General features: G+C 66.3%; 20 protein-coding genes and 2 tRNA genes. 19 read left to right on the top strand and 3 right to left on the bottom strand.

Annotated features, from left to right (window positions below):
• Positions 1–81 precede the first annotated feature (81 nt).
• Together PSELUDRAFT_RS03485 and PSELUDRAFT_RS03480 are read left to right on the top strand one after the other, a co-directional pair.
• Positions 82–1,455 (top strand): APC family permease, encoded by a 1,374-nt coding sequence (locus tag PSELUDRAFT_RS03485; protein WP_088965527.1) that lies wholly within the window; start codon positions 82–84, stop codon positions 1,453–1,455.
• 9 nt (positions 1,456–1,464) lie between these two features.
• Entirely contained in the window at positions 1,465–2,595 is a 1,131-nt protein-coding gene (locus tag PSELUDRAFT_RS03480) for a P1 family peptidase (RefSeq protein WP_088965526.1), read from the top strand.
• A 115-nt stretch (positions 2,596–2,710) separates the two neighbouring features.
• Here the strand turns inward: PSELUDRAFT_RS03480 and PSELUDRAFT_RS03475 are convergent.
• From PSELUDRAFT_RS03475 to PSELUDRAFT_RS03465, 3 genes are all read right to left on the bottom strand, one after another.
• Positions 2,711–2,787, bottom strand: a tRNA-Met gene (locus PSELUDRAFT_RS03475).
• A gap of 35 nt (positions 2,788–2,822) precedes the next feature.
• Positions 2,823–2,899 (bottom strand) — tRNA-Met (locus tag PSELUDRAFT_RS03470).
• Between the two features lie 97 nt (positions 2,900–2,996).
• Positions 2,997–4,151, bottom strand: coding sequence for a class I SAM-dependent methyltransferase (locus PSELUDRAFT_RS03465; RefSeq protein ID WP_088965525.1), 1,155 nt, complete (start codon positions 4,149–4,151; stop codon positions 2,997–2,999).
• 117 nt (positions 4,152–4,268) lie between these two features.
• Between PSELUDRAFT_RS03465 and PSELUDRAFT_RS03460 the strand changes: the two genes are divergently transcribed.
• The 17 genes from PSELUDRAFT_RS03460 (at position 4,269) to PSELUDRAFT_RS03380 (ending at position 20,917) form a co-directional block, all read left to right on the top strand.
• Positions 4,269–5,021: a pteridine reductase gene (locus tag PSELUDRAFT_RS03460; RefSeq protein ID WP_088965524.1), complete on the top strand. Its 753-nt coding sequence runs from the start codon at positions 4,269–4,271 to the stop codon at positions 5,019–5,021.
• A gap of 126 nt (positions 5,022–5,147) precedes the next feature.
• On the top strand, positions 5,148–6,143 hold the full coding sequence (gene ttcA, locus PSELUDRAFT_RS03455) for a tRNA 2-thiocytidine(32) synthetase TtcA (protein WP_088965523.1): 996 nt from the start codon (positions 5,148–5,150) through the stop codon (positions 6,141–6,143).
• A 46-nt stretch (positions 6,144–6,189) separates the two neighbouring features.
• Complete coding sequence (locus tag PSELUDRAFT_RS03450; RefSeq protein ID WP_231895358.1) at positions 6,190–6,933, top strand: polyamine aminopropyltransferase; 744 nt, start codon at positions 6,190–6,192, stop codon at positions 6,931–6,933.
• A 108-nt stretch (positions 6,934–7,041) separates the two neighbouring features.
• Positions 7,042–8,100 (top strand): Gfo/Idh/MocA family protein, encoded by a 1,059-nt coding sequence (locus PSELUDRAFT_RS03445; protein WP_088965521.1) that lies wholly within the window; start codon positions 7,042–7,044, stop codon positions 8,098–8,100.
• A gap of 68 nt (positions 8,101–8,168) precedes the next feature.
• Positions 8,169–8,705 (top strand): DUF4337 domain-containing protein, encoded by a 537-nt coding sequence (locus PSELUDRAFT_RS03440; protein WP_088965520.1) that lies wholly within the window; start codon positions 8,169–8,171, stop codon positions 8,703–8,705.
• A gap of 114 nt (positions 8,706–8,819) precedes the next feature.
• Positions 8,820–9,389 (top strand): acyltransferase, encoded by a 570-nt coding sequence (locus PSELUDRAFT_RS03435; protein ID WP_088965519.1) that lies wholly within the window; start codon positions 8,820–8,822, stop codon positions 9,387–9,389.
• A 31-nt stretch (positions 9,390–9,420) separates the two neighbouring features.
• A complete protein-coding gene (locus PSELUDRAFT_RS03430; protein WP_088965518.1) occupies positions 9,421–10,518 on the top strand; it encodes a DegT/DnrJ/EryC1/StrS aminotransferase family protein in 1,098 nt (365 codons plus the stop codon).
• Between the two features lie 59 nt (positions 10,519–10,577).
• On the top strand, positions 10,578–11,870 hold the full coding sequence (locus PSELUDRAFT_RS03425; protein WP_088965517.1) for a lipopolysaccharide biosynthesis protein: 1,293 nt from the start codon (positions 10,578–10,580) through the stop codon (positions 11,868–11,870).
• Between the two features lie 13 nt (positions 11,871–11,883).
• Positions 11,884–12,390 carry a DapH/DapD/GlmU-related protein gene (locus PSELUDRAFT_RS03420; RefSeq protein ID WP_231895296.1) on the top strand — a complete coding sequence of 169 codons (507 nt, stop codon included), beginning with the start codon at positions 11,884–11,886 and terminating at the stop codon, positions 12,388–12,390.
• On the top strand, positions 12,384–13,610 hold the full coding sequence (locus PSELUDRAFT_RS03415) for a DegT/DnrJ/EryC1/StrS family aminotransferase (protein ID WP_088965515.1): 1,227 nt from the start codon (positions 12,384–12,386) through the stop codon (positions 13,608–13,610). The genes PSELUDRAFT_RS03420 and PSELUDRAFT_RS03415 overlap by 7 nt, the downstream gene beginning before the upstream one ends.
• Entirely contained in the window at positions 13,607–14,668 is a 1,062-nt protein-coding gene (locus PSELUDRAFT_RS03410; RefSeq protein WP_088965514.1) for a glycosyltransferase family 4 protein, read from the top strand. Before PSELUDRAFT_RS03415 ends, PSELUDRAFT_RS03410 begins: the two co-directional genes overlap by 4 nt.
• Before the next feature lie 45 nt (positions 14,669–14,713).
• Complete coding sequence (locus PSELUDRAFT_RS03405) at positions 14,714–15,817, top strand: glycosyltransferase family 4 protein (RefSeq protein WP_088968372.1); 1,104 nt, start codon at positions 14,714–14,716, stop codon at positions 15,815–15,817.
• A 16-nt stretch (positions 15,818–15,833) separates the two neighbouring features.
• Entirely contained in the window at positions 15,834–16,529 is a 696-nt protein-coding gene (locus PSELUDRAFT_RS03400; RefSeq protein ID WP_088965513.1) for a DUF1345 domain-containing protein, read from the top strand.
• Between the two features lie 95 nt (positions 16,530–16,624).
• Positions 16,625–17,854, top strand: a complete 1,230-nt coding sequence (locus PSELUDRAFT_RS03395) for a glycosyltransferase family 4 protein (protein WP_088965512.1) — start codon at positions 16,625–16,627, stop codon at positions 17,852–17,854.
• Between the two features lie 43 nt (positions 17,855–17,897).
• Complete coding sequence (locus tag PSELUDRAFT_RS03390; RefSeq protein ID WP_088965511.1) at positions 17,898–18,941, top strand: acyltransferase; 1,044 nt, start codon at positions 17,898–17,900, stop codon at positions 18,939–18,941.
• A 120-nt stretch (positions 18,942–19,061) separates the two neighbouring features.
• Positions 19,062–20,225 (top strand): DegT/DnrJ/EryC1/StrS aminotransferase family protein, encoded by a 1,164-nt coding sequence (locus PSELUDRAFT_RS03385; protein ID WP_088965510.1) that lies wholly within the window; start codon positions 19,062–19,064, stop codon positions 20,223–20,225.
• Positions 20,225–20,917, top strand: a complete 693-nt coding sequence (locus tag PSELUDRAFT_RS03380) for a sugar transferase (RefSeq protein WP_088965509.1) — start codon at positions 20,225–20,227, stop codon at positions 20,915–20,917. The genes PSELUDRAFT_RS03385 and PSELUDRAFT_RS03380 overlap by 1 nt, the downstream gene beginning before the upstream one ends.
• Positions 20,918–20,925: the final 8 nt, after the last annotated feature.

Below are 20,925 nucleotides of genomic sequence, written 5' to 3'. Positions count from 1 at the left end.
TTGGGCGCCCGCCGGGGGCTCCCTACACTGTGACGCACAGACCTGAGCAGAAGGTTCTGACTACAACAGGAGACCGTAGCCGTGTCAAAACAAAATACCAGCAGCGGATTGCGGCGCTCGCTCGGCATTGCCGACGTGGTGCTGATTACCGTTTCCGGGGTCACCCCGGCCAGTTCCATCTTCGTGATCGCCCCGTTCGCCATTCATGGCGCCGGCACCGGGGCCTTCCTGTCCTTCGTGCTGGCGGCCATCCTCGCGGTGACCTATGCGCTGTGTTACGCCGAGCTTGGCGCCGCGCACCCCAACGCCGGCGGGGAGTATGTGATCGTGCAGCGGCTGTTCGGGCGGCTGGCCTGCCTGCAGATGTATCTGTTCGTGCTGTGCCTGCTGCTGTTCATTCCGGCGGTGCTGGCCACCGGCGCCGCCACCTATCTCAATTCCGCGCTGGGCACGCAGTTCGACAGCGCCAGTGTGGCGCTGGTGGTGGTAGTGCTGTGCTACGCGATAGGCATTCTCGACATCAAGCTCAACGCGCTGGTGACCGGGCTGTTCCTCGGCGTGGAGGTGCTGGTACTGGCGCTGATCGCGGTGCTGGGCTTTGGCCAGCAGCATCAGTCGGCTGCCCTGCTGCTGCACCCGGTGATGGCCGACAGCCATGGTGTGCTGGCCACGGTGTCGGTGCCGGTGATCGCCGCCATGATCGGCAGCGCCATGTTCTCCTACAACGGTTTTGGCGGTGCCATCTACCTGGCCGAAGACATGCACGAACGTCACCAGGGCGGCAAGGCCATGGCGCGCGCGGTGCTGATTTCGCTGGGCATCGTGGTGCTGGTGGAGCTGCTGCCGATGACCGCGCTGCTGCTGGGCGCACCGTCGCTGACCGAGCTTGCCAGACAGGCGGACCCGATCAGCTACGTGGTCAGCAGCCTCAGTTCGCCGCTGCTGGCTCGGGCGGTGAGCGGCGGCATTTTCCTGTCGGTGTTCAACGCCATCATCGCCATCGTGCTGCAGAGCAGCCGCTTCCTGTACGCCAGCGGCCGCGACGGCATGTGGCCGGCGCGCATGAACGAAGCGCTGCTGCGCATCCACCCGCGTTTCGGCACGCCGTGGATCGCCACCCTGCTGTTCGCGGTGCCATCGGCGCTGCTCACCTTCAACTCCAACCTGGCGGACCTGACCTCGTTCACCGTGATCCTGATCCTGCTGTCCTACCTCGGCATGGGCATTGCCGCGCTGGTCAGCCGCCGCCGTAGCGATATCCATCACCCGTACACCATGTCGTGGTGGCCGCTGCCGGTACTGCTGGCGATAGGCGGCACCCTGTACACCTTGTGGGCCATCCTGCAGGACGCGCCGCTGCGCGACTTCCTGATCGTGGCCGCCATCATCGTGGTCGGCCTGCTGTTCGGCCGCTGGCAAGAGCGGGCACAGCAACCGGCAACCTCAACCCGATAGGAAAGCACTATGAAACAACGCGCAACACAACTCGGCATCCGCATCGGCCACGGCCGCCCCGGCCCGCTGAACGCCATTACCGACGTGCCGGGCGTGCGGGTAGGGCACAGCTCGGTACGCGAGCAGTTCGCCGACGGCCGCCGCGCCTGCACCGGGGTGACGGTGATCGAGCCGCGCCCCGACGCCGCCCGGCTGCAGCCCTGTTTTGCCGGCGTGCACGTGCTCAACGGCAACGGCGACGCCACCGGCCTGGAGTGGGTACGCGAGGCTGGCGTGCTCACCACGCCCATCGCCATCACCAACACCCACAGCGTGGGCGTGGTGCGCGACAGCCTGATCCGCCTGGAGCGGCAGCAGTTGCCCGCCGGCGATGCGGTGTACTGGACCATGCCGGTGGTGATGGAAACCTTCGACGGCCTGCTGAACGACATCAACGGCTTTCACGTGAGCGGAGAGCACGTGGCCGAAGCGCTGCAGGCGGCACACGGCGGCCTGCCGGCGGAGGGCAATGTCGGTGGCGGCAGCGGCATGATCTGCCACGAGTTCAAGGGCGGCATCGGCACCGCCTCGCGCCGGCTTGGCGCTGCGCAGGGCGGCTGGACGGTGGGCGCGCTGGTGCAGGCCAACCACGGCAAGCGCGGCTCGCTGCTGGTGCAGGGCTACCCCGTTGGCCGCATGCTGGACGATGCGCTGATCCCGTCGCCGTTCAGCCAGCGTCGGCTGCCGCAGCCGGGCATGGGTTCCATCGTGGTGGTGCTGGCCACCGACGCGCCGCTGCTGCCGGAGCAGTGTCGCCGCCTGGCGCAGCGCGCCTCGCTGGGCATTGCCCGCACCGGCGGGGGCACCGAGGACTCCAGCGGCGACATCTTCCTGGCGTTTGCCACCGGCAACCAGCAGCTGCCGGTGGCCGACTATGCGCAGCAGGGGGCGTTCACCCAGCAGGTGGAAATGGTGCGTCCGGATCACATCTCGCCGCTGTTCGAAGCGGCGGCGGAGGCGGTGGAAGAGGCCATCGTCAATGCCTTGCTGGCGGCGGAGGATGTCGATGGTAACAACGGCCACCAGGCCAGGGCCTTGCCGCACGCGGCATTGCTGGGTGCGCTGCGCGACTTGGGCTGGCGCGCTGCCGGCGGGGAGTGAACGGTGGTGACATGAACTAAGCCGGCTCGGGGAGCCGGCTTTTCCCTGTCTGGGTTTTGCGGGGAAAGACCTGCGGAAATGCAAAAAAGCCAGCTCGTTGAGCTGGCTTTTTTATTGGTGGCGAATCAGGGACTCGAACCCCGGACCTGTGGATTATGATTCCATCGCTCTAACCAACTGAGCTAATTCGCCGTGAGACTCTGCTTGCACACAGTCTCGATAAACTGTGGTGGCGAATCAGGGACTCGAACCCCGGACCTGCGGATTATGATTCCGTCGCTCTAACCAACTGAGCTAATTCGCCACATTTCGATGCGCTGGCATCGAGGTTGCGAACTATACGCAGCGGATTTCGGGGTGTCAACTATTTCTGCAGAATGCCAAAAATGGTCTAGCGATGCTTACAGCGTGTAGCAGCGGTCGCCCTGGCTGAAGCCCAGCCAGTCGATTCCCACCTGTTTGCCAAAGCCGATCACCTTGAAGGTTTCGCCCATTTCCTGCGGCGACAGCAGCCGCTGTGCCGCCTTGGCCACCGGCAGGTAGTCCTTGATGTTGGCCGCATCCAGGTGCGACAGCAGGCCGGTGATGCCGGCGTTGACCAGGAACTGCGCCTGGCTGGTGTAGCCGATCAGATCCAGCCCGGCGTCGATGCCGGCCTGCGCCACCGCGCTGAAGTCCACGTGGGTGGTGAGGTCCATCAGCCCCGGCAGGTAGAACGGGTCGTGCAGCGTGTGGTGGCGGTAGTGGCCGAGCAGGGTGCCCATGCTGCGTTCCGGGTGGTAGTACTCGCCGGCGCTGTGGCCGTAGTCGATCATCAGCATGGCGCCGCGCGTCAGCACCCCGGCCAGGGTGCGGATGAAGCCGCGATTCGCCAGGCTGATCTCGCTGACGTAATCCGGGATGTCCGGCAGCAGGGCATCGGCCAGCGCGGCCAGTTGCGGGTCGTCGAAGGCGCGGTCTTCGAAGCACAGCGCTCCGTCGCGCACGGTGACGCCGCGCTGCTGCAGCTGCTTGCCGGCATTGCGCAGCACCAGTTCCACCGGCATGGCGTCCAGCACCTCGTTGCCCAGCAGGATGCCATCCACGCTGTCCGGCAGTGTCGGCAGCCAGCGCACCTTTGCGGCCAACGTTGGCGGCAGGGTGGCGATGGTGGCCTGCTGGCGTTCGATCAGGTCCGGTGACAGGTCGACGATGCTGTAGCTGGCCGGCTCGCAGCCCAGCTCCTGCAGCGCCAGCAGCAGGTCGGCGGCCAGGCGGCCGCTGCCGGCGCCGAATTCCACGATGTGGCCGGCGGTCTGCGGCAGCAGCTCGGCCAGCTGGCGCGCCAGGCACTGGGCGAACAGCGGGGTGAGCTCCGGCGCGGTGATGAAGTCGCCGGCCTCGCCGAACTTGCGGCTACCGGCGGTGTAGTAGCCCAGGCCCGGCGCGTACAGCGCCAGCTCCATATAGCGCGAGAACGGCATCCAGCCGTCGCGGTCTGCAATCTCGGCGGCGATGGTGCGGGCGAGGGTGTGGCTGACGGCCAGGGCGTCGGCGGAGGCTTCGGGCAGGGGCATGGTAAAAACTCGCGGCTCGGAACGCGCGGCCATTTTCTGGCGCGGGTTCGCGTTAAAATGGCGGGAATTGTCGCTAATCGGCGCGCAGTCGCCAAGCAAATACCGACGGGAGAGGGTATGCAAGCGGAAGTTCATGACAAGGTGGTGCTGATTACCGGCGCGGCACGACGCGTGGGCGCGGGCATTGCGCGCCACCTGCATGCCCGTGGCGCGCGGCTGGCGCTGCACTACCGCGGCTCGCGCCAGACGGCAGAGACGTTGGCCGCAGAGCTGAACGCCACCCGCCCCGGTTCGGTGGTGCTGCTGCAGGCCGACCTGCTGGATACTGCCGCGCTGCCGCAGCTGGTGGAGGATGCCTATGCCGCCTTTGGCCGCCTGGATGGCCTGGTCAACAATGCTTCCAGCTTCTACCCCACCGAGATGGGCGCCATCCGCGAGCAGGACTGGTTCGACCTGATGGGCAGCAATCTCAAGGCGCCGCTGTTCCTGGCGCAGGCGGCGGCCAGCTACCTGGCGGCCACCCGCGGCGCCATCGTCGGCATCGTCGATATTCACGCCGAGCGGCCGATGAAGCGCCACCTGGTGTACAGCCTGGCCAAGGCCGGCCATGCGCAGCTGATCCGCAGCCTGGCGGTGGAGCTGGCACCGCTGGTGCGGGTGAACGGCGTGTCGCCGGGGGTGAATCTGTGGCCGGAGGACGAGGTGTCGTTCGATGCCGGCGAGCGTGCCGCCATCGAGGCGTCGATTCCGTTGGCGCGCACCGGTGTGCCGGAGGACATTGCCCGCGCGGTGGCCTTCCTGCTGTTCGATACCGACTATGTCAACGGTCAGGTCCTGGCGGTGGATGGCGGCCGCAGCGTGGTGCTGTAGTTGCCTTGCGGCCAACCTTCTCGCGCTCACCCTTGCGGCGGCGCAAAAAAATGCCGGCCGCTGCATGGCACAAATCGCCGTGATCGGACTAAAATAGCCGGTTTTTCAATTTCTTAGCCGTACCCCATGTCCGAACAGCTCCACGATGCCGAGGCCAAGGCCAAAAAGGCCCAGTTTGAAGGCAATAAACTCACCAAGCGCCTGCGCCATCAGGTGGGCGATGCCATCAACGATTTCAACATGATCGAAGAGGGCGACCGCGTGATGGTTTGCCTCTCCGGCGGCAAGGACAGCTACACCCTGCTGGACATCCTGCTGGGGCTGCAGAAATCGGCGCCGATCAATTTCAGCATCGTGGCGGTGAACCTGGACCAGAAGCAGCCGGGCTTCCCCGAGCATGTGCTGCCGCAGTACCTGCAGTCCATCGGCGTGGAGTACCGCATCGTCGAGGAAGACACCTACAGCATCGTCAAGCGCCTGGTGCCGGAAGGCAAGACCACCTGCAGCCTGTGCTCGCGCCTGCGTCGCGGCATTCTGTACCGCGTGGCCGACGAGCTGGGTGCCACCAAGATCGCGCTGGGCCACCACCGCGACGACATCCTGCACACTTTCTTCCTGAACATGTTCTACGGCGGCAAGCTCAAGGCCATGCCGCCCAAGCTGGTGTCCGACGACGGCAAGCACATGGTGATCCGCCCGCTGGCCTACTGCCGCGAGAAGGACATCGAGCGCTACGCCACCCTGCGCGAATTCCCCATCATTCCGTGCAATCTGTGCGGCTCGCAGCCGAATCTGCAGCGCCAGGTGGTGAAGGAGATGGTGAACGACTGGGACAAGCGTTTCCCGGGGCGCGTGGAGAGCATGTTCCGCGCCATGCAGAACGTGGTGCCCTCGCACCTGGCCGACACTGCCCTGTTCGACTTTGCCGGCCTGCAGACCGGCGATAGCCCGTTCGAGGGCGGCGATACCGCCTTCGACAAGGAAGAATTCCGCGACCCGCAGCCGCCGGCCGAAGACGACGAAGCCGCGCCGGCCGTCGCGCCGCGCCGCACCATCAGCATCCTGGATTCGCGCCCCAAGGCCGCATCGACCGAGGTGTCCGGAGGCGGCTGTGGCGCATAAGGCCCTGCACCCGTTCCGCCGCCGCGTGCGCAAGGGCGTGGATGCCATGCCGGAGGTGGAAATCTCCGAAGAGGGCAATATCCGCTCGCTGCACCTGGGCTCGGCCACCATCCAGAGTTCGATGAACCTGGATGAGCCCGCCGACCTGGTGCTGTCCTACAGCCGCGCGATGATGGCCTTCCTGCTGTGGCACGACGACCCGCGCCACATCCTGCAGATCGGCCTGGGCGGCGGCTCCTTCGCGCGCTGGATCGACGAATACCTGCCGGACGCGGTAAGCGTGGCGGTGGACATCAACCCGCAGGTGATCGCGGTGGCGCGTTCGTTCTTCCAGCTGCCGGAAGAGGGCGACTTCTTCGAGATCATCGAGGCCGATGGCGCCGAGTACGTGAAGGTGTTCCGCGAGTCCACCGACGTGATCCTGGTGGACGGCTTCGATGGCCTGCAGATCGTGGACGAGCTGACCACCGAGGCGTTCTTCGAGGACTGCCACCGCGCGCTGACGCCGAACGGCGTGTTCGTCACCAACTGGTGGAGCGGCGACAAGCGCTACCAGCAGTTCGTGGAGCGCCTGCTGGCGGTGTTCGAGGGCCGGGTGATCGAATTGCCGGCGGTAAGTCACGGCAATATGGCGGTGATGGCGTTCAAGGAAACGCCGGCGCCGTTGAGCTGGGAGGCGCTGGAGAAGCGTGCCGACGAGCTGGAAGGCCGTTTCGGCCTGGAGTTCTGCGATTTTGTCAGCCGCATCAAGGATGTGAATCTGCACAGCGACAACCGCCTGCTGCTGTAACAGCAGGCGTGCAAACTGGCCGCCGTGTGCGGCCAACGGTTTTTTTGCCTGCCGTCATGACGGCAGGTTGAAGGTTGGCCACAGGCCGGCCAGGCAAGGAATAAGGCGATGATCAGTTACGAAACCATTACCGACCGCAAGCTGCGCTTCGCGCTGGTCGGCTGCGGCCGCATTGCGGCCAACCATTTTGGTGCCATCGAACAGCATGCCGAGCGCTGCGAACTGGTGGACGTATGCGATACCGACCCGGCGGCGCTGGCTGCCGCGGTAACGCGCACCGGCGCCCGTGGCCATGCCACGCTGCGCGAACTGCTGGCCAGCAGCGATGCCGACGTGGTGATTCTCACCACCCCGTCCGGCCTGCACCCGCAGCAAGCCATCGACTGCTTTGCCGCCGGCTTCCACGTGATGACCGAAAAGCCGATGGCGACCCGCTGGCACGACGGCGTGGCGATGGTGAAGGCCGCCGACCAGGCCGGCAAGCGCCTGTTCGTGGTGAAGCAGAACCGCCGCAACGCCACCCTGCAGCTGCTCAAGCGCGCGGTGCAGGAAAAGCGCTTCGGCCGCATCTACATGGTGAACATCAACGTGTTCTGGACCCGCCCGCAGTCCTACTACGACCAGGCCGACTGGCGCGGCACCTGGGAATACGACGGCGGCGCCTTCATGAACCAGGCCAGCCACTACGTGGACCTGATCGACTGGCTGATCGGCCCGGTGGAAAGCATGCAGGCCTACACCGCCACGCTGGAGCGCGACATCGAAGTGGAAGACAGCGGCGTGGTGAGCCTGCGCTGGCGTTCCGGCGCGCTGGGCAGCATGAACGTGACCATGCTCACCTACCCGAAGAACCTGGAAGGCAGCATCACCATCCTCGGCGAAAAGGGCAGCGTGCGCGTGGGCGGCATGGCGGTGAACGAGATCCAGCACTGGGAGTTCTCCGAGCCGCACGCAATGGACGAAGAGATCAAGCACGCCAGCTACGCCACCACCAGCGTGTATGGTTTTGGCCATCCGCTGTACTACGACAACGTGATCCAGGTGATGCGTGGCGAGGCGGAGCCGGAAACCGACGGCCGCGAAGGGCTGAAGTCGCTGGAGCTGCTGATCGGTATGTATCTGTCCGCCCGCGACGGCAAGCGCGTGAGCCTGCCGCTGGAATACTGAGCTGCAGTGTGCGGGCGCCATGGGCGCCCGGCTGCGCTTGTGAAGATAGGATGTGATCGAGGCACGTCATGGCAGAAGAAAAGAAAGAACCCTGGCTGAGTTATCTGGCGCTGACCACGGTAATCCTGGCCGTATGCGCCACGCTGTCCACCTTCAAGGGTGGTGGCTATTCCACCCGCAGCGTGCTGGCGCAGTCGCAGGCGTCCGACCAGTGGGCCTACTACCAGGCCAAGGGCATCAAGGGCAATCTGTACGATGTCGAGCGCGAACGGCTGCAGTTCGAGCTGGACAACCTGCCGGCGGGTACGCCGGCCGCCACCCGTGAGCACTACCAGCAGCAGCTGAAGAAACTGGGCGACAAGGTGACGCGCTACGGCAACGAACGCAGCCAGATCGAGCAGGAAGCGCGCAAGCTGGAAAGCATCCGCGATGCGGCGCAGCGCCAGGGCAAGCCGTTCGGCGTGGCGGTGATCTTCCTGCAGGTGGCGATCCTGATTTCGTCGGTTGCCGGCCTGTTCAAGCGCAAGATCATCTGGCTGGCTGCACTGCCGGTGGGCGTGCTGGGGCTGGTGTACTTTGCCGACGGCTTTTTCCTGTTTTTCTGAGTACCCGGCCGGCATGCCCGCGCGTGGCTGCTAGGCTGGCGGCCTGTGCAGCAGGCGGCAGCCGCTGCGGCCAACTCAGCATCGTTATCGTTTAGCAGTCCGAGGCTGCATTACATGACTCAATACACCGTACATCCCACCGCCATCGTCGACGATGGCGCGCAGATCGGCGCCGATACCCGCATCTGGCACTGGGTGCACATCTGCAGCAGCGCCCGTATCGGCGCAGGCTGCTCCTTCGGGCAGAACGTGTTCGTCGGCAACGACGTGATCATCGGCGACAACGTGAAGGTGCAGAACAACGTGTCGATCTACGATGCGGTAACGCTGGAGGACGACGTGTTCTGCGGCCCGTCCATGGTGTTCACCAACGTCAACAACCCGCGCAGCCATGTCAACCGCAAGAACGAATACCGCCGCACGGTGGTGAAGCGCGGCGCCAGCATCGGCGCCAACGCCACCATCGTCTGCGGCCATACCGTGGGCGAGTTTGCCTTCATCGGCGCCGGCGCGGTGGTGACCCGCGATGTGAAACCGTACGCACTGATGGTGGGCACCCCGGCGCGGCGCATAGGCTGGATGTGCCAGTGCGGCGAGCGTCTGCCGGACAGCATCGACGAGCATGCCTGCGCGGCATGCGGCCAACGTTACGACATCGGCGGCAACCACTGCGCACCGCTGTAATCCCCATAACGCATTCCGACAAGGCACTACCATGTCCATCCAGTTCATCGATCTGAAAGCGCAGTACCAGCATCTCAAGGCCGATATCGACGCCCGCATCCACGCCGTGCTGGAGCATGGCCAGTACATCATGGGGCCGGAGGTGAAGGAGCTGGAAGCGCAGCTGGCCGACTACACCGGTGCCAAACACGCCATCGGCGTGTGCGACGGCACCAAGGCGATCCTGATCGCACTGATGGCGCTGGGCATCAAGCCGGGCGACGAGGTGATCACCACGCCGTTCACCTTCATCGCCACCGGCGAAATGATCGCCCTACTGGGCGCCAAGCCGGTGTTCGTCGATATCGACCCGGTAAGCTACAACCTGGACCCGGCACTGCTGGAAGCGGCCATCACCCCGCGCACCCGCGCCATCATGCCGGTGAGCCTGTACGGCCAGTGTGCCGATTTCGACGCCATCAACGCCATTGCCGAGCGCCATGGCATTGCGGTGATCGAGGACGGTGCGCAGAGCTTCGGCGCCAGCCAGCATGGCAAACGTTCCGGCAACCTGTGCACCATCGGCACCACCAGCTTCTTCCCCAGCAAGCCGCTGGGCTGCTACGGCGATGGCGGTGCGGTGTTCACCAACGACGACGAGCTGGCCAAGAAGATGCGCGAGATCCGCATCCACGGCCAGGACCGCCGCTACCACCACCCGGTAATCGGCCTCAATGGCCGGCTGGATACCATTCAGGCCGCGGTGCTGCTGGCCAAGATGCCGAGCTTCCCGGCCGAGGTCGAGGCGCGTGCGCGCATCGGCGCCCGCTATAGCGCGCTGCTGCAGGACGTGGCACGCGTGCCGGTGATTGCGCCGGGCAATAGCCACGTCTACGCGCAGTACACTATCGAGGTGGATAACCGCGAGGCGGTGCAGCAGGCGCTGCAAGCCATGGGCATCCCCACCGCGGTGCACTATCCGATTCCGCTGCACCTGCAGCCGGCATTCGCCCACCTGGGCCAGGGCGAGGGCAGCTTCCCGCTGGCCGAGGCCGCCGGCAAGCGTGTGATGAGCCTGCCGATGCACCCGTTCCTGGATGAAGCCACCCAGGACGCCATTGTTGCCGCGGTGAAGAAGGCGCTGGCCTAAGTGGCGTTGCCGGTATCCAACTCCCGGGCGCCTGCCAGGGCGTGGCTGGGGCGACAGTCATGAACCCGGCCGCGCTGTGGCAACGGCTGACCGCCGGCGGCTTCGTGCGCAACGTCGCCACCCTGGTGGGTGGCGCGGCGGTGGCGCAGTTCCTGCCGGTGCTGTTCACCCCCTTGCTCACCCGCCTGTACACCCCGGCCGATTTCGGGGTGCTTACCCATTTCGTTACCTGGCTGTCCAACCTGGTGGTGATCGCCACCTGGCGCTACGACATGGCCATCGTGCTGCCGCGCGAGGACGAGGACGCCGAGCGCCTGCTGGTGCTGGCGCTGGTGTTCAACACCCTGCTGCTGGTGCTGCTGAGCCTGCCGTTCTGGCTGGATGGCGGCTGGCTGGCGCGGCAGCTGGACGCGCCGGAGCTGGCGCCGTGGCTGCCGCTGCTGCCGCTGGGCGTATGGCTGGCAGCCAACAACCAGATCTGGACCAACTGGAACAACCGCCTGCGCCGCTACCAGCTCAATGCCCAGGGCCGCATCGGCCAGTCGCTGGCGATGAGCAGCGTGCAATTGGCCGCCGGTTTCGGCAAATTGGGAACGGCCGGGCTGATTGTTGGTCAACTGGCGGGGCAGGGTGCGTCCTGGCTGCTGCAAAGCCGCCCGGACCTGAAGGTCCTGCCCGTATGGGTACGACGGGCGCGCGCCGGTGGCGTGCGCCGCCTGATGGCGAAATACCGCGAGTTTCCGCTGATCAATACCCCGCATGCCTTCGTGGTGGCGCTGCAGGACTCGCTGATGGTGCAGATCCTGACGGTAATCGCCAGCGCCACGGTAATGGGCCACTACGGCCTGGTACTGCGCGTGCTCAAGCTGCCGGCCGCCTTGCTGGGCCAGGCGGTATCGCAGGTGCTGTACCGCGACCTGGCCGAGGCGCATGCCCAGCATCGCCCGCTGCGGCCCCTGCTGCTGAAGGCGCAGCTGGTGCTGGGCGGGGTGGCGCTGCTGCCGTTCGCGGCGCTGATGGCCTGGGGCGAGCCGATGTTCGCGCTGGCATTCGGTGCGGCGTGGCGCGATGCGGGAGTGATTGCCGGTTTGCTGGCGCCGTCGTTTTTTTGCATGTTCATTGCCACGCCCTGTTTCATGGTGCCCATGGTACTGTCGCGTCAGCGTGCCTCCTTCCTGTTCGCCCTGCTCGGGGTCGTGGTCAACCTGGGCACCCTGGGCCTGGTGTACCGGCTGGCGCACGACGCACACATGGTATTCCGCGTGCAGGCGTGGGCGATGTCGGTCTATTACATTATCTACATGTCCTGGGTTTATCGACTCTGTGCCCGCCGCGAGGTGCGCCATGCTTGAACGACTGTTGCTCATGTTGCATGCCTGTTGCCTGCGTGTGCGCGGCGCCAGGCTGGCGCGCGGCGCGCGCATCCACGCCGGCAGCCGTTTCAGCCGGGTACGCGGTATCGAAATGGGCGAGCATGCGCGCCTGTATTGGGGCGGCGATGTGCTGCTGGGGCCGCGCGGCGAGTTCCGCCTCGGGCACAGCAGCCACCTGGCGCCGCATCACTACTGCCTGGTGGCCGACCGCCGCCTGAGTTTCGGCAACCACGTGGCAGTCGGGCCGCGCTGCATGTTCTTCTGTCACAGCAATGGCATTCCGGCCGACGTGACCACCACCACCTTCACCGAATGCCATATCGATGGCGACATCACCGTTGGCAACAATGTGCTGATCGGCGCCGGCTGCATCGTGCTGCCGGGCGCCAGCATCGGCGATAACGTGGTGGTGGGTGCCGGCAGCGTGGTGAAGGGCGAGCTGGAAAGCGGCTGGGTGTATGCCGGCCAGCCGGCCAGAAAGGTGAAGCCGCTGTGTTGACCGCCAACTCGCTGAGCTACCCGCGTTTTGTTGCCGCCTTGCCCGGCATGCTGCTGGGCCGCCTGCGCCAGCGCGGCGCGCTGCGTCGAGAGCTGGCCGCCTTGCTGCAGGTGGACGAGCAGCGCATCCGCCTGTTCGACAGCGGCCGTGCCGCCTTTGCCGCCTTGCTGCAGCTGCATGGCGTCGGGCCTGGTGACGAGGTGCTCGTGCCGGCCTTCACCTGCGTGGTGGTGCCCAACCAGGTGCCGCCCACCGGCGCCAGCCTGCGCTTCGTGGATATCCGCCGCAGCAGCATGACTTACGACTGGCAGCTGCTGGACCTGTCCATCCGCCGCCATACCCGCGTGGTGGTGGTGCCGCATAACTTCGGCATCGCCTGCGAGGTGCCGACCTGGCTGCGCGAGAAGCACCGCCAGGTGCGCTTTATCGATGACGCCGCCCACGGCTTTGCCTCGCGCTGCGACGGCCAGTGGCTGGGCAGCTACCACGACGGCGCCTTCTTCAGCTTCGAATACTCCAAGAACCTTACCGGCGGTATCGGCGGCTTTGCGCTGCTGCCGGTTGGCGACTATCAGCCGCAGCCGGCGCTGCCCGAGGTAAGTTGCGCCGACCAGTGGCGGCTGCTGGCCACGCTGAAGGCGCACGTGCTGTCCGCGCGCTGGCCGTTGCTGGGTCGCATCGCCATGGCCATGGTGCGGCGCATGGGCCTGATCTACCGCTCCGGCGATGCCGAAGTGCGCGACGGCGCACCGCACCCGGCCCGCGAGATGCCGCTGCTGTCCGCCGTGCTGCTGCGCTCGCAGCTGGCGCGGCTGCCGGCTACGCTGGCGCACAAGCAGCAACTGGTGACGCGCTACCGCGCCATGCTGGATGGCGTGCCCGGCATCGTCCAGTGGCAGGCGCCGGCGGACACCCACTGGGTGCGCTACCCGTTCGCGCTGCCGTTCCACGTGGTGGACAAGGCGCGGCTGGCACGTGAACTGTCCGCCGCCTGCGGGCTGAACATCGGCGTGTGGTTCGACGACGTGATCCACCCGGCCGGCTCCTTCCGCCACGGTTACCTGCCCGGCGGCGCGCCGGATGCCGAGACACTGGCCGCCAGCGTGTTCAACCTGCCGGTGAATATCAACCTGGCCGCCGATGCCGCGCTGGCGCGCCGCCTGCAACATCTGCAGCAGGCGCTGGCACGGTTGCTGCGCGAACAGAAAGGGGCGGCATGAAGCTGCTGCTGATCGGCTCCGCCTCGGTACATACCTTCCGCTACCTGGCCGGCATTGCGCCACAGGTGAGCGAGGTGCACCTGGTTACCAGCGGCCCGCTGCCGGAGCGCTACCATGCGGCCAACCTTGGCCGCGTGTTGCAGGTGGATTTCAGCCTGCGCGCACTGCGCACCGCCAGCCGCATCGCCGCGCTGATCGACGAGCTGCGCCCGGACATCGTGCACGTGCACCAGGCCAACAGCGTCGCCTGGCACGCGCGCCGCGCGCTGGCCGGCCGGCGCATGCCGTGGCTGCTCACCGCCTGGGGCTCGGACGTGCTGCTGCTGCCGCAGCAGAGCCGGCTGCTGCGCAGCATGGTGGCGGCCAATCTGGCGGCCGCCAGCGCAGTGACCAGCGATTCGCTGCACATGGCGGCGGTATGCCGCCAGCTGGCGCCGCTGCGGCGCATGGACGTGCTCAACTTCGGCATGGACGAGCTGCCGGCGCAGCCGGACATCGCCGCCAAGCCGCTGAGCGTGCTGTCCTGCCGCCTGCACAAGCCGCTGTACCGCATCGATGCCATCGTGCGCGCCTGGGCCGAGGTGGAGGCCGATGCGCGCTTCGCCGGCTGGTCGCTCACCGTGGCCGCCAGCGGCAGCGAAACCGATGCGCTGCTGCAACTGGCGCGCAAGCTGCAACTGCAGCGCATCCACTTCACCGGCTTCGTGACGCCGGACGTACTGGCCGGGCTGTACCGCGACGCGCGACTGTTCGTCAGCGTGCCCACCAGCGACGCCACCAGCATCAGCCTGCTGGAAGCCATGGGCCATGGCTGCCTGCCGCTGCTGTCCAACCTGCCGGCCAACCTGGAATGGGTGCTGGACGGCGTCAACGGCGCCATCGTCGAGGACGTGGCGCGGCTGGGCACGGCGCTGAAGGCGCAGCTGCTGCGCGCCGGCGACAACGAACAACTGGCCGAGGCCGTGGCGCTCAACCGCCGGCTGGTGAGCGAAAAAGGCCTGCACCAGCACAATATGGCGCGCTTTGCCGATATTTACCGCCAGCTGCTGGCGCATTGAGAATTTTGCCGTGGCGCCAGGCGCCGCGGCCGGAAAGGTTTGAACGTGAAAATCGCCCATCTCAGCAGCGCCCACCCGCGCCACGATATCCGCATCTTCGTGAAGGAGTGCGCCAGCCTGGCGGCCGCCGGGCACGAGGTGCACCTGGTGGTGGCCGACGGGCTGGGCGAGGAGATCAACCGCGGCGTGCGCTTTCACGACGTGGGCCCCAAGAGCGGCGGCCGGCTGTCGCGCATGACCGGCACGGTGAAGCGCGTGTACCAGAAGGCGCTGGAACTGATGCCGGACGTGGCGCATTTTCACGACCCGGAGCTGATTCCTGCCGCGCTGCGCCTGCAGCAGGCCGGCATCAAAATCGTGTACGACGTGCACGAGGACGTGCCGCGCCAGGTGCTGGCCAAGCACTGGATTCCCGGCATGGCACGGCCGTGGGTGTCGCGCGGGGTGGAAACGCTGGAGGACTACGCCGCGCGCCGCTTCGATGCCATCGTGGCCGCCACGCCGGTGATCCGCCAGCGCTTCGAACGCGCCGGCGCCCGCCACAGCATCGACGTGTGCAACTACCCGATCCTGGCCGAACTGGTGCGCGACACGCCGTGGGCCAGCCGCCGCAACGAGGTGTGCTACCTGGGCGGCATCAGCCGCACCCGCGGCATCGAGCCCATCATCGCCGCGCTGCCGGACACCGACACCCGGCTGAACCTGGCCGGCATCTGGAGCGAGCCGGACCTGAAGGCCGCACTGCAACGCGAAGCCGGCTGGGCGCGGGTGAACGACCTGGGCGTGCTGGATCGCGCCGGCGTGGCCACGGTGCTGGCGCAGAGCAAGGTGGGTCTGGTGACGCTGCTGCCCACGCCCAGCTACGTGGAATCGCTGCCGATCAAGCTGTTCGAATACATGGCCGCCGGCATGCCGGTGATCGCCAGCGATTTCCCGCTGTGGCGCGACATCGTCGAGGATGCCGGCTGCGGCCTGCTGGTGGACCCGCAGGACCCGCATGCCATTGCCGAGGCCATCGCCACGCTGCTCTCCGACGATGCCCGTGCCCAGACCATGGGCGATGCCGGCAAGCGCGCAGTGCTGGCCAAGTACAGCTGGGCGGCCGAGGCCGACAAGCTGGTGGCGCTGTACCAACAGTTGGCCGCATGAAGCGGAAAGGCACGCCATGACTACCACGCATCAACATCGCCACCGCGTCACCATGCCGCTGCGCATGCTGCTGGTGCGGCCACGGCTGCTGTCGTCCGGGCTGTTCGGCCTGGCGGTGGCGCTGCTGGCCCAGGCGCAGACGCTGCTGCCGGTGCGCGGCATCACCGCCTTCACCCTGGGCTGGAACGCCGGCGCCGTGCTGTACCTGCTGCTGATCGGCTATATGATGTCCGGCGCCAGCCTGGAGCGCATCCGCCACCGCGCGCTGCGCGAGGACGTGGGCCAGCGCACCATCATGGCGCTGGTGGTGGCCTCGGCCATTACCTGCCTGCTGGCCATCGTGCTGGAGCTGTCGGTGGCGCGCGAGCTGCACGGCGCGGTGCGCATCGGCCATGTGGTGCTGTCGGCGCTCACCATCCTGACCTCCTGGCTGTTCACCCAGACCATGTTTGCGCTGCACTACGCGCATGTCTATTTCAGCGGCCAGCTGCGCGGCGAAGAGCCGGCGCTGCAGTTTCCGGGTTGCGACACGCCGGACTACGGCGACTTTTTCTATTTCTCGGTGGTGATCGGCACCTCGGGACAGACGGCGGACGTGTGCCTGGCCAGCCGCCAGATGCGCCGCATCGGCACCGTGCATTGCACGCTGTCCTTCCTGTTCAACATCACCGTGGTGGCATTGATGATCAATATCCTGGCCGGGCTGTTCTAGCCTTGCGATTTCGCCTTGTCCCGCCTTGGCTCGCGAGATCATAAATAGCCGTCGGCCGCTTTGCGGCCAACCCAGACCAATAACGAAAGTTTTACGTGCGCATTCTGTATATCAACCACTACGCCGGCAGCCCGCAGCACGGCATGGAGTTCCGCCCCTACTACCTGGCCCGCGAATGGGTGCAGGCCGGGCACGAGGTACACATGCTGGCGGCGGACTACTCGCACCTGCGCCAGCACAACCCGCAACTGGGCAGCAACTACGCCGACCAGGACATCGACGGCATCCGCTACACCTGGTGCCGCACCCCGCGCTACGAGGGCAACGGCCTGAAGCGGGTGATCAACATCTTCCGCTTCCTGGGGCGGGTGATGGGCCTGTCCGGGCGCTACCTCAAGCAATGGCGGCCGGACGTGGTGATTGCTTCCTCCACCTACCCGCTGGACACCATCCCGGCGGCCTTCATCGCCGGCAAGACCGGGGCGAAGCTGGTGTACGAGGTGCATGACCTGTGGCCGCTGACCCCGGTGGAAGTGGGGGGCATGAGCCCGAAGCATCCGTTCATCCGCCTGCTGCAGTGGGCGGAAGACTTTGGCTACCGCAAGGCGGACACCGTGGTGTCGATGCTGCCGTGCGCGAAGGACTACATGCTGGCGCATGGCATGGCGCCGGAAAAATACGTGGTGATTCCCAATGGCGTGGATGTGGCCGAGTGGCAGGGTGCCAGCGAGCCGCTGCCGGCCGAGCATCGCATGCGCCTGGCGCAGCTGAAGGCGGACAAGCGCTTCATCGTCGGTTACGCCGGCGGCCACGGGCTGGCCAATGCGCTGGACTTCCTGCTGCAGGCGGCCAGCCAGCTGCCGCAAGAGAGCAGTGTGCACATGGTGCTGGTGGGCGATGGCCCGGACAAGGCGGCGCTGGTCAGCCAGGCGCAGGCGCTGGGGCTGCAGAACGTCACCTTCCTGCCGTCCATCCCCAAGCACGCGGTGCCGGCCTTCCTCGTCGAGTGCGATGCGCTGTACATCGGCTGGCGCAAGCTGCCCATCTACCGCTTCGGCATCAACCCGAACAAGCTGTTCGACTACATGATGGCCGGCAAGCCGGTGGTGCATTCGGTGGAGGCCGGCAACGACATGGTGGCCGAGGCAGGCGCCGGCATCAGCGTGGGCGCGGAAGATCCGGCAGCCATCGCCGATGCACTGCAGCGCATGGCGGCGCTGACGCCGAACGAACGCGGCCGCATGGGCGCTGCCGGCAAAGCTTACGTGCTGGCCAGGCACGATTACGCGGTGCTGGCGAAACGTTTCCTGCATTGCATGCAGTAAGCCGGGCCTGCCTTGCGGCCAACCTTCAGATAACGAGAGCAGCATGAGCCAGCAACAGCCACACATCCGCTTCGACTTCGCCGACGGCCTGCGCGGCCTGGCCATGCTCTCCGTGGTGCTGTTCCACTACACGCAGATCTTCTGGCAGCGCCGCGACCGCATCGCCGAGGTGATGAACCTGCCGCAGGTCGAAGGCTACCACGGTGCCTCCTTCGTGCTGCCGTTCAACCTGGGCGCGGTGGGGGTGGGGCTGTTCCTGCTGATTTCCGGGCTGCTGATTCCGCTGTCGCTCACCCGCATGGGCGCGGCGCGCTTCGCGGTGTCGCGCTTCTTCCGCATCTACCCCACCTACTGGGCCGGCCTCGCGCTGACGGTGACTGCCTTGTGGCTGGCATCCTGGCTGCCGGACGGCGAGTTCGACGTCACCCGCGCCGATGTGCTGGGCCATGCCAGCATCGCCTTCCAGGACTGGCTGGGCGGCAGCAATATCGACCCGGTGATGTGGACGCTGAAAGTGGAGCTGTGGTTCTACGCCATGCTGGGCGCGGCGTTCGCCATTACCGGCCGGCGCATCAAGTGGGCGATCTGGCTGCTGCTGCCGCTGGTGGCGTGGCTGACGCGCTATGCCGAGCCGAATAATTTCCAGACCATCGTCTGCTACTTCCCGCTGATGTTCGCCGGCTGCTGGCTGTACTTCTACCGCAGCGGCCAGGCCGGCAAGCTGGAAACGGTTGCGCATTTCATCGTGCTGCTGGCGCTGTTCGTGTGGGTCACCAACTGGGGCTCGGTAGAGCTGTACGCCAGCTACGGCATCGGCATCGCGCTGTTCCTGGCCGGCGCGCTGTGGCCGCAACTGGTGGCCGCGCCGCTGCTTACCCGCGTGGCGAGTGTCAGCTACGCCTGGTATGTCTGCCACTCGGTGCCCGGTTACGCCATCCTGTTCACGCTGGCACAATACGGCACCCCGTGGTGGCTGATGGTGATCATCGCGCTGGCGGCAACCTGGTGCCTGGCACTGGCGATCAACCGCTTTGTGGAACAGCCGACGCAGAAAATCGGCAAGCGGCTGGCGGACAAGCTGAAGTAGGGCGGAAGCCGCCAGGCGGAGTTCCGCCGATACATGGCATGAGTGACGCGGCCAACGTTGGCCGCAAGGATTTTTACCCGGTGGCACCGTGCCGCCGGCAAGGTAATGAAAGACAAGACAATGGCTGAACAGAAATTCCTCCCTTTTGCGCTGCCGGACATCGGCGAAGACGAAATCAATGAAGTGGTCGATGCGCTGCGTTCCGGCTGGGTGACCACCGGCCCCAAGACCAAACAGTTCGAGGCCGATTTTGCCGCCTTCATCGGCGACGGCGTGGAAGCCATCGCGGTGAACTCCGCCACCGCCGGCCTGCACCTGGCGCTGGAAGCGGTGGGCGTGGGCGAGGGCGACGAGGTGATCGTGCCCAGCTACACCTTTACCGCCACCGCCGAGGTGGTGCGCTATCTCGGCGCGCACCCGGTGATCGTGGATGTGGACCCGGCCACCTTCAACATCCGCCCGGAGGCGATTCGCGCCGCCATCACGCCGAAGACCCGCGCCATCATGCCGGTGCACTTCGCCGGCCTCGCCTGCGATATGGACGCGATCATCGCCATTGCCCGCGAGCACAATCTCAAGGTGGTGGAAGATGCCGCTCACGCCATGCCCACCTACTACAAGGGCAAGCTGATCGGCGCGCTGGATTCCGATGTGACGGTGTTCAGCTTCTACGCCAACAAGACCATGACCACCGGCGAGGGCGGCATGGTGGTGTCGAAAAACAAGGACATCATCGCCCGCTGCAAGGTGATGCGCCTGCATGGCATCAGCCGCGATGCCTTCGACCGCTACACCTCCAAGACCCCGGCCTGGTATTACGAGGTAATCGCTCCCGGCTACAAGTACAACATGCCGGATACCGCCGCGGCGATGGGCATCCACCAGCTGAAGAAAATCCGCGCCTTCCACGAAAAACGCGAGGCGATGGCCGTGCGTTTTGACCGCGAGCTGGCCGACCTGCCGCTGATCCTGCCGGCCCGCCCGGTGGACGCCGGCAGCAACCACGCCTGGCACCTGTACCCGGTGCGCATCAAGCCGGAAGCCGGCATCAGCCGCGACGACTTCATCGTGCGCATGGCGGAGCTGGGTATCGGCTGCTCGGTGCACTTCATCCCGCTGCATCGCCAGCCGGTATGGCGTGATGGTTACGACCTCAAGCGCGAGAGCTTCCCGGTGGCCGATGCGGCGTTCGAAGCCGAGGTGACGCTGCCGCTGTACACCCGCATGAGCGATGACGATCAGACCCGCGTCATTGCCGCCGTGCGCCAGCTGCTGGGCAAGTGATGAGCGACAAGCCGGATTACGCCGCAGACGAGTCGCGCAGTAGCGCTGGGCAGCTGGATACCTTGCGGCCAACGTTGGCCGCACGCCACGGCTCGCCCTTGCTCAAGCGCCTGTTCGACCTGGTTGCCGTGCTGGCCGGGCTGGCACTGATCTGGCCGCTGCTGCTGCTGATCGGCCTGTGGGTGAAGCTGGATTCGCCGGGCCCGGTGTTCTTCCGCCAGGTGCGGGTAGGGCGCGGCGGCCGGCTGTTCCGCATCCACAAGTTCCGCACCATGCGCATCAATGCCGAGGCCGCCGGCCAGCTGACGGTGGGCGCGGACAGCCGCGTCACCCGCGCCGGCCACATCCTGCGCAAGAGCAAGCTGGACGAGCTACCACAGCTCCTGGACGTGCTGTTCGGCGACATGAGCCTGGTGGGCCCGCGCCCGGAAGTGCCCAAGTACGTGGCCTGCTACCCGGACAATGTGCGCGACATCGTGCTGTCGGTGCGCCCCGGCATTACCGACTGGGCGTCGATCCGCATGATCGACGAGAACGAGATACTGGGTAAGGCTGCCGACCCGGAGCGCGCCTATATCGAACAGGTGCTGCCGGAAAAGCTGGCCTACTACCTGCGCTATGCGCAGGGCTACAGCCTGGCCGGGGATGTGCAGATCATCCTCGCCACCTTGCTGAAGATCGTGACGCGTTAAGTGGAGCA

This window comes from Vogesella sp. LIG4 (assembly GCF_900090205.1).
GTDB lineage: Bacteria > Pseudomonadota > Gammaproteobacteria > Burkholderiales > Chromobacteriaceae > Vogesella.
Note: the sequence above shows the minus strand (reverse complement) of the source record. Positions and strands in the feature narration are given on the sequence as shown.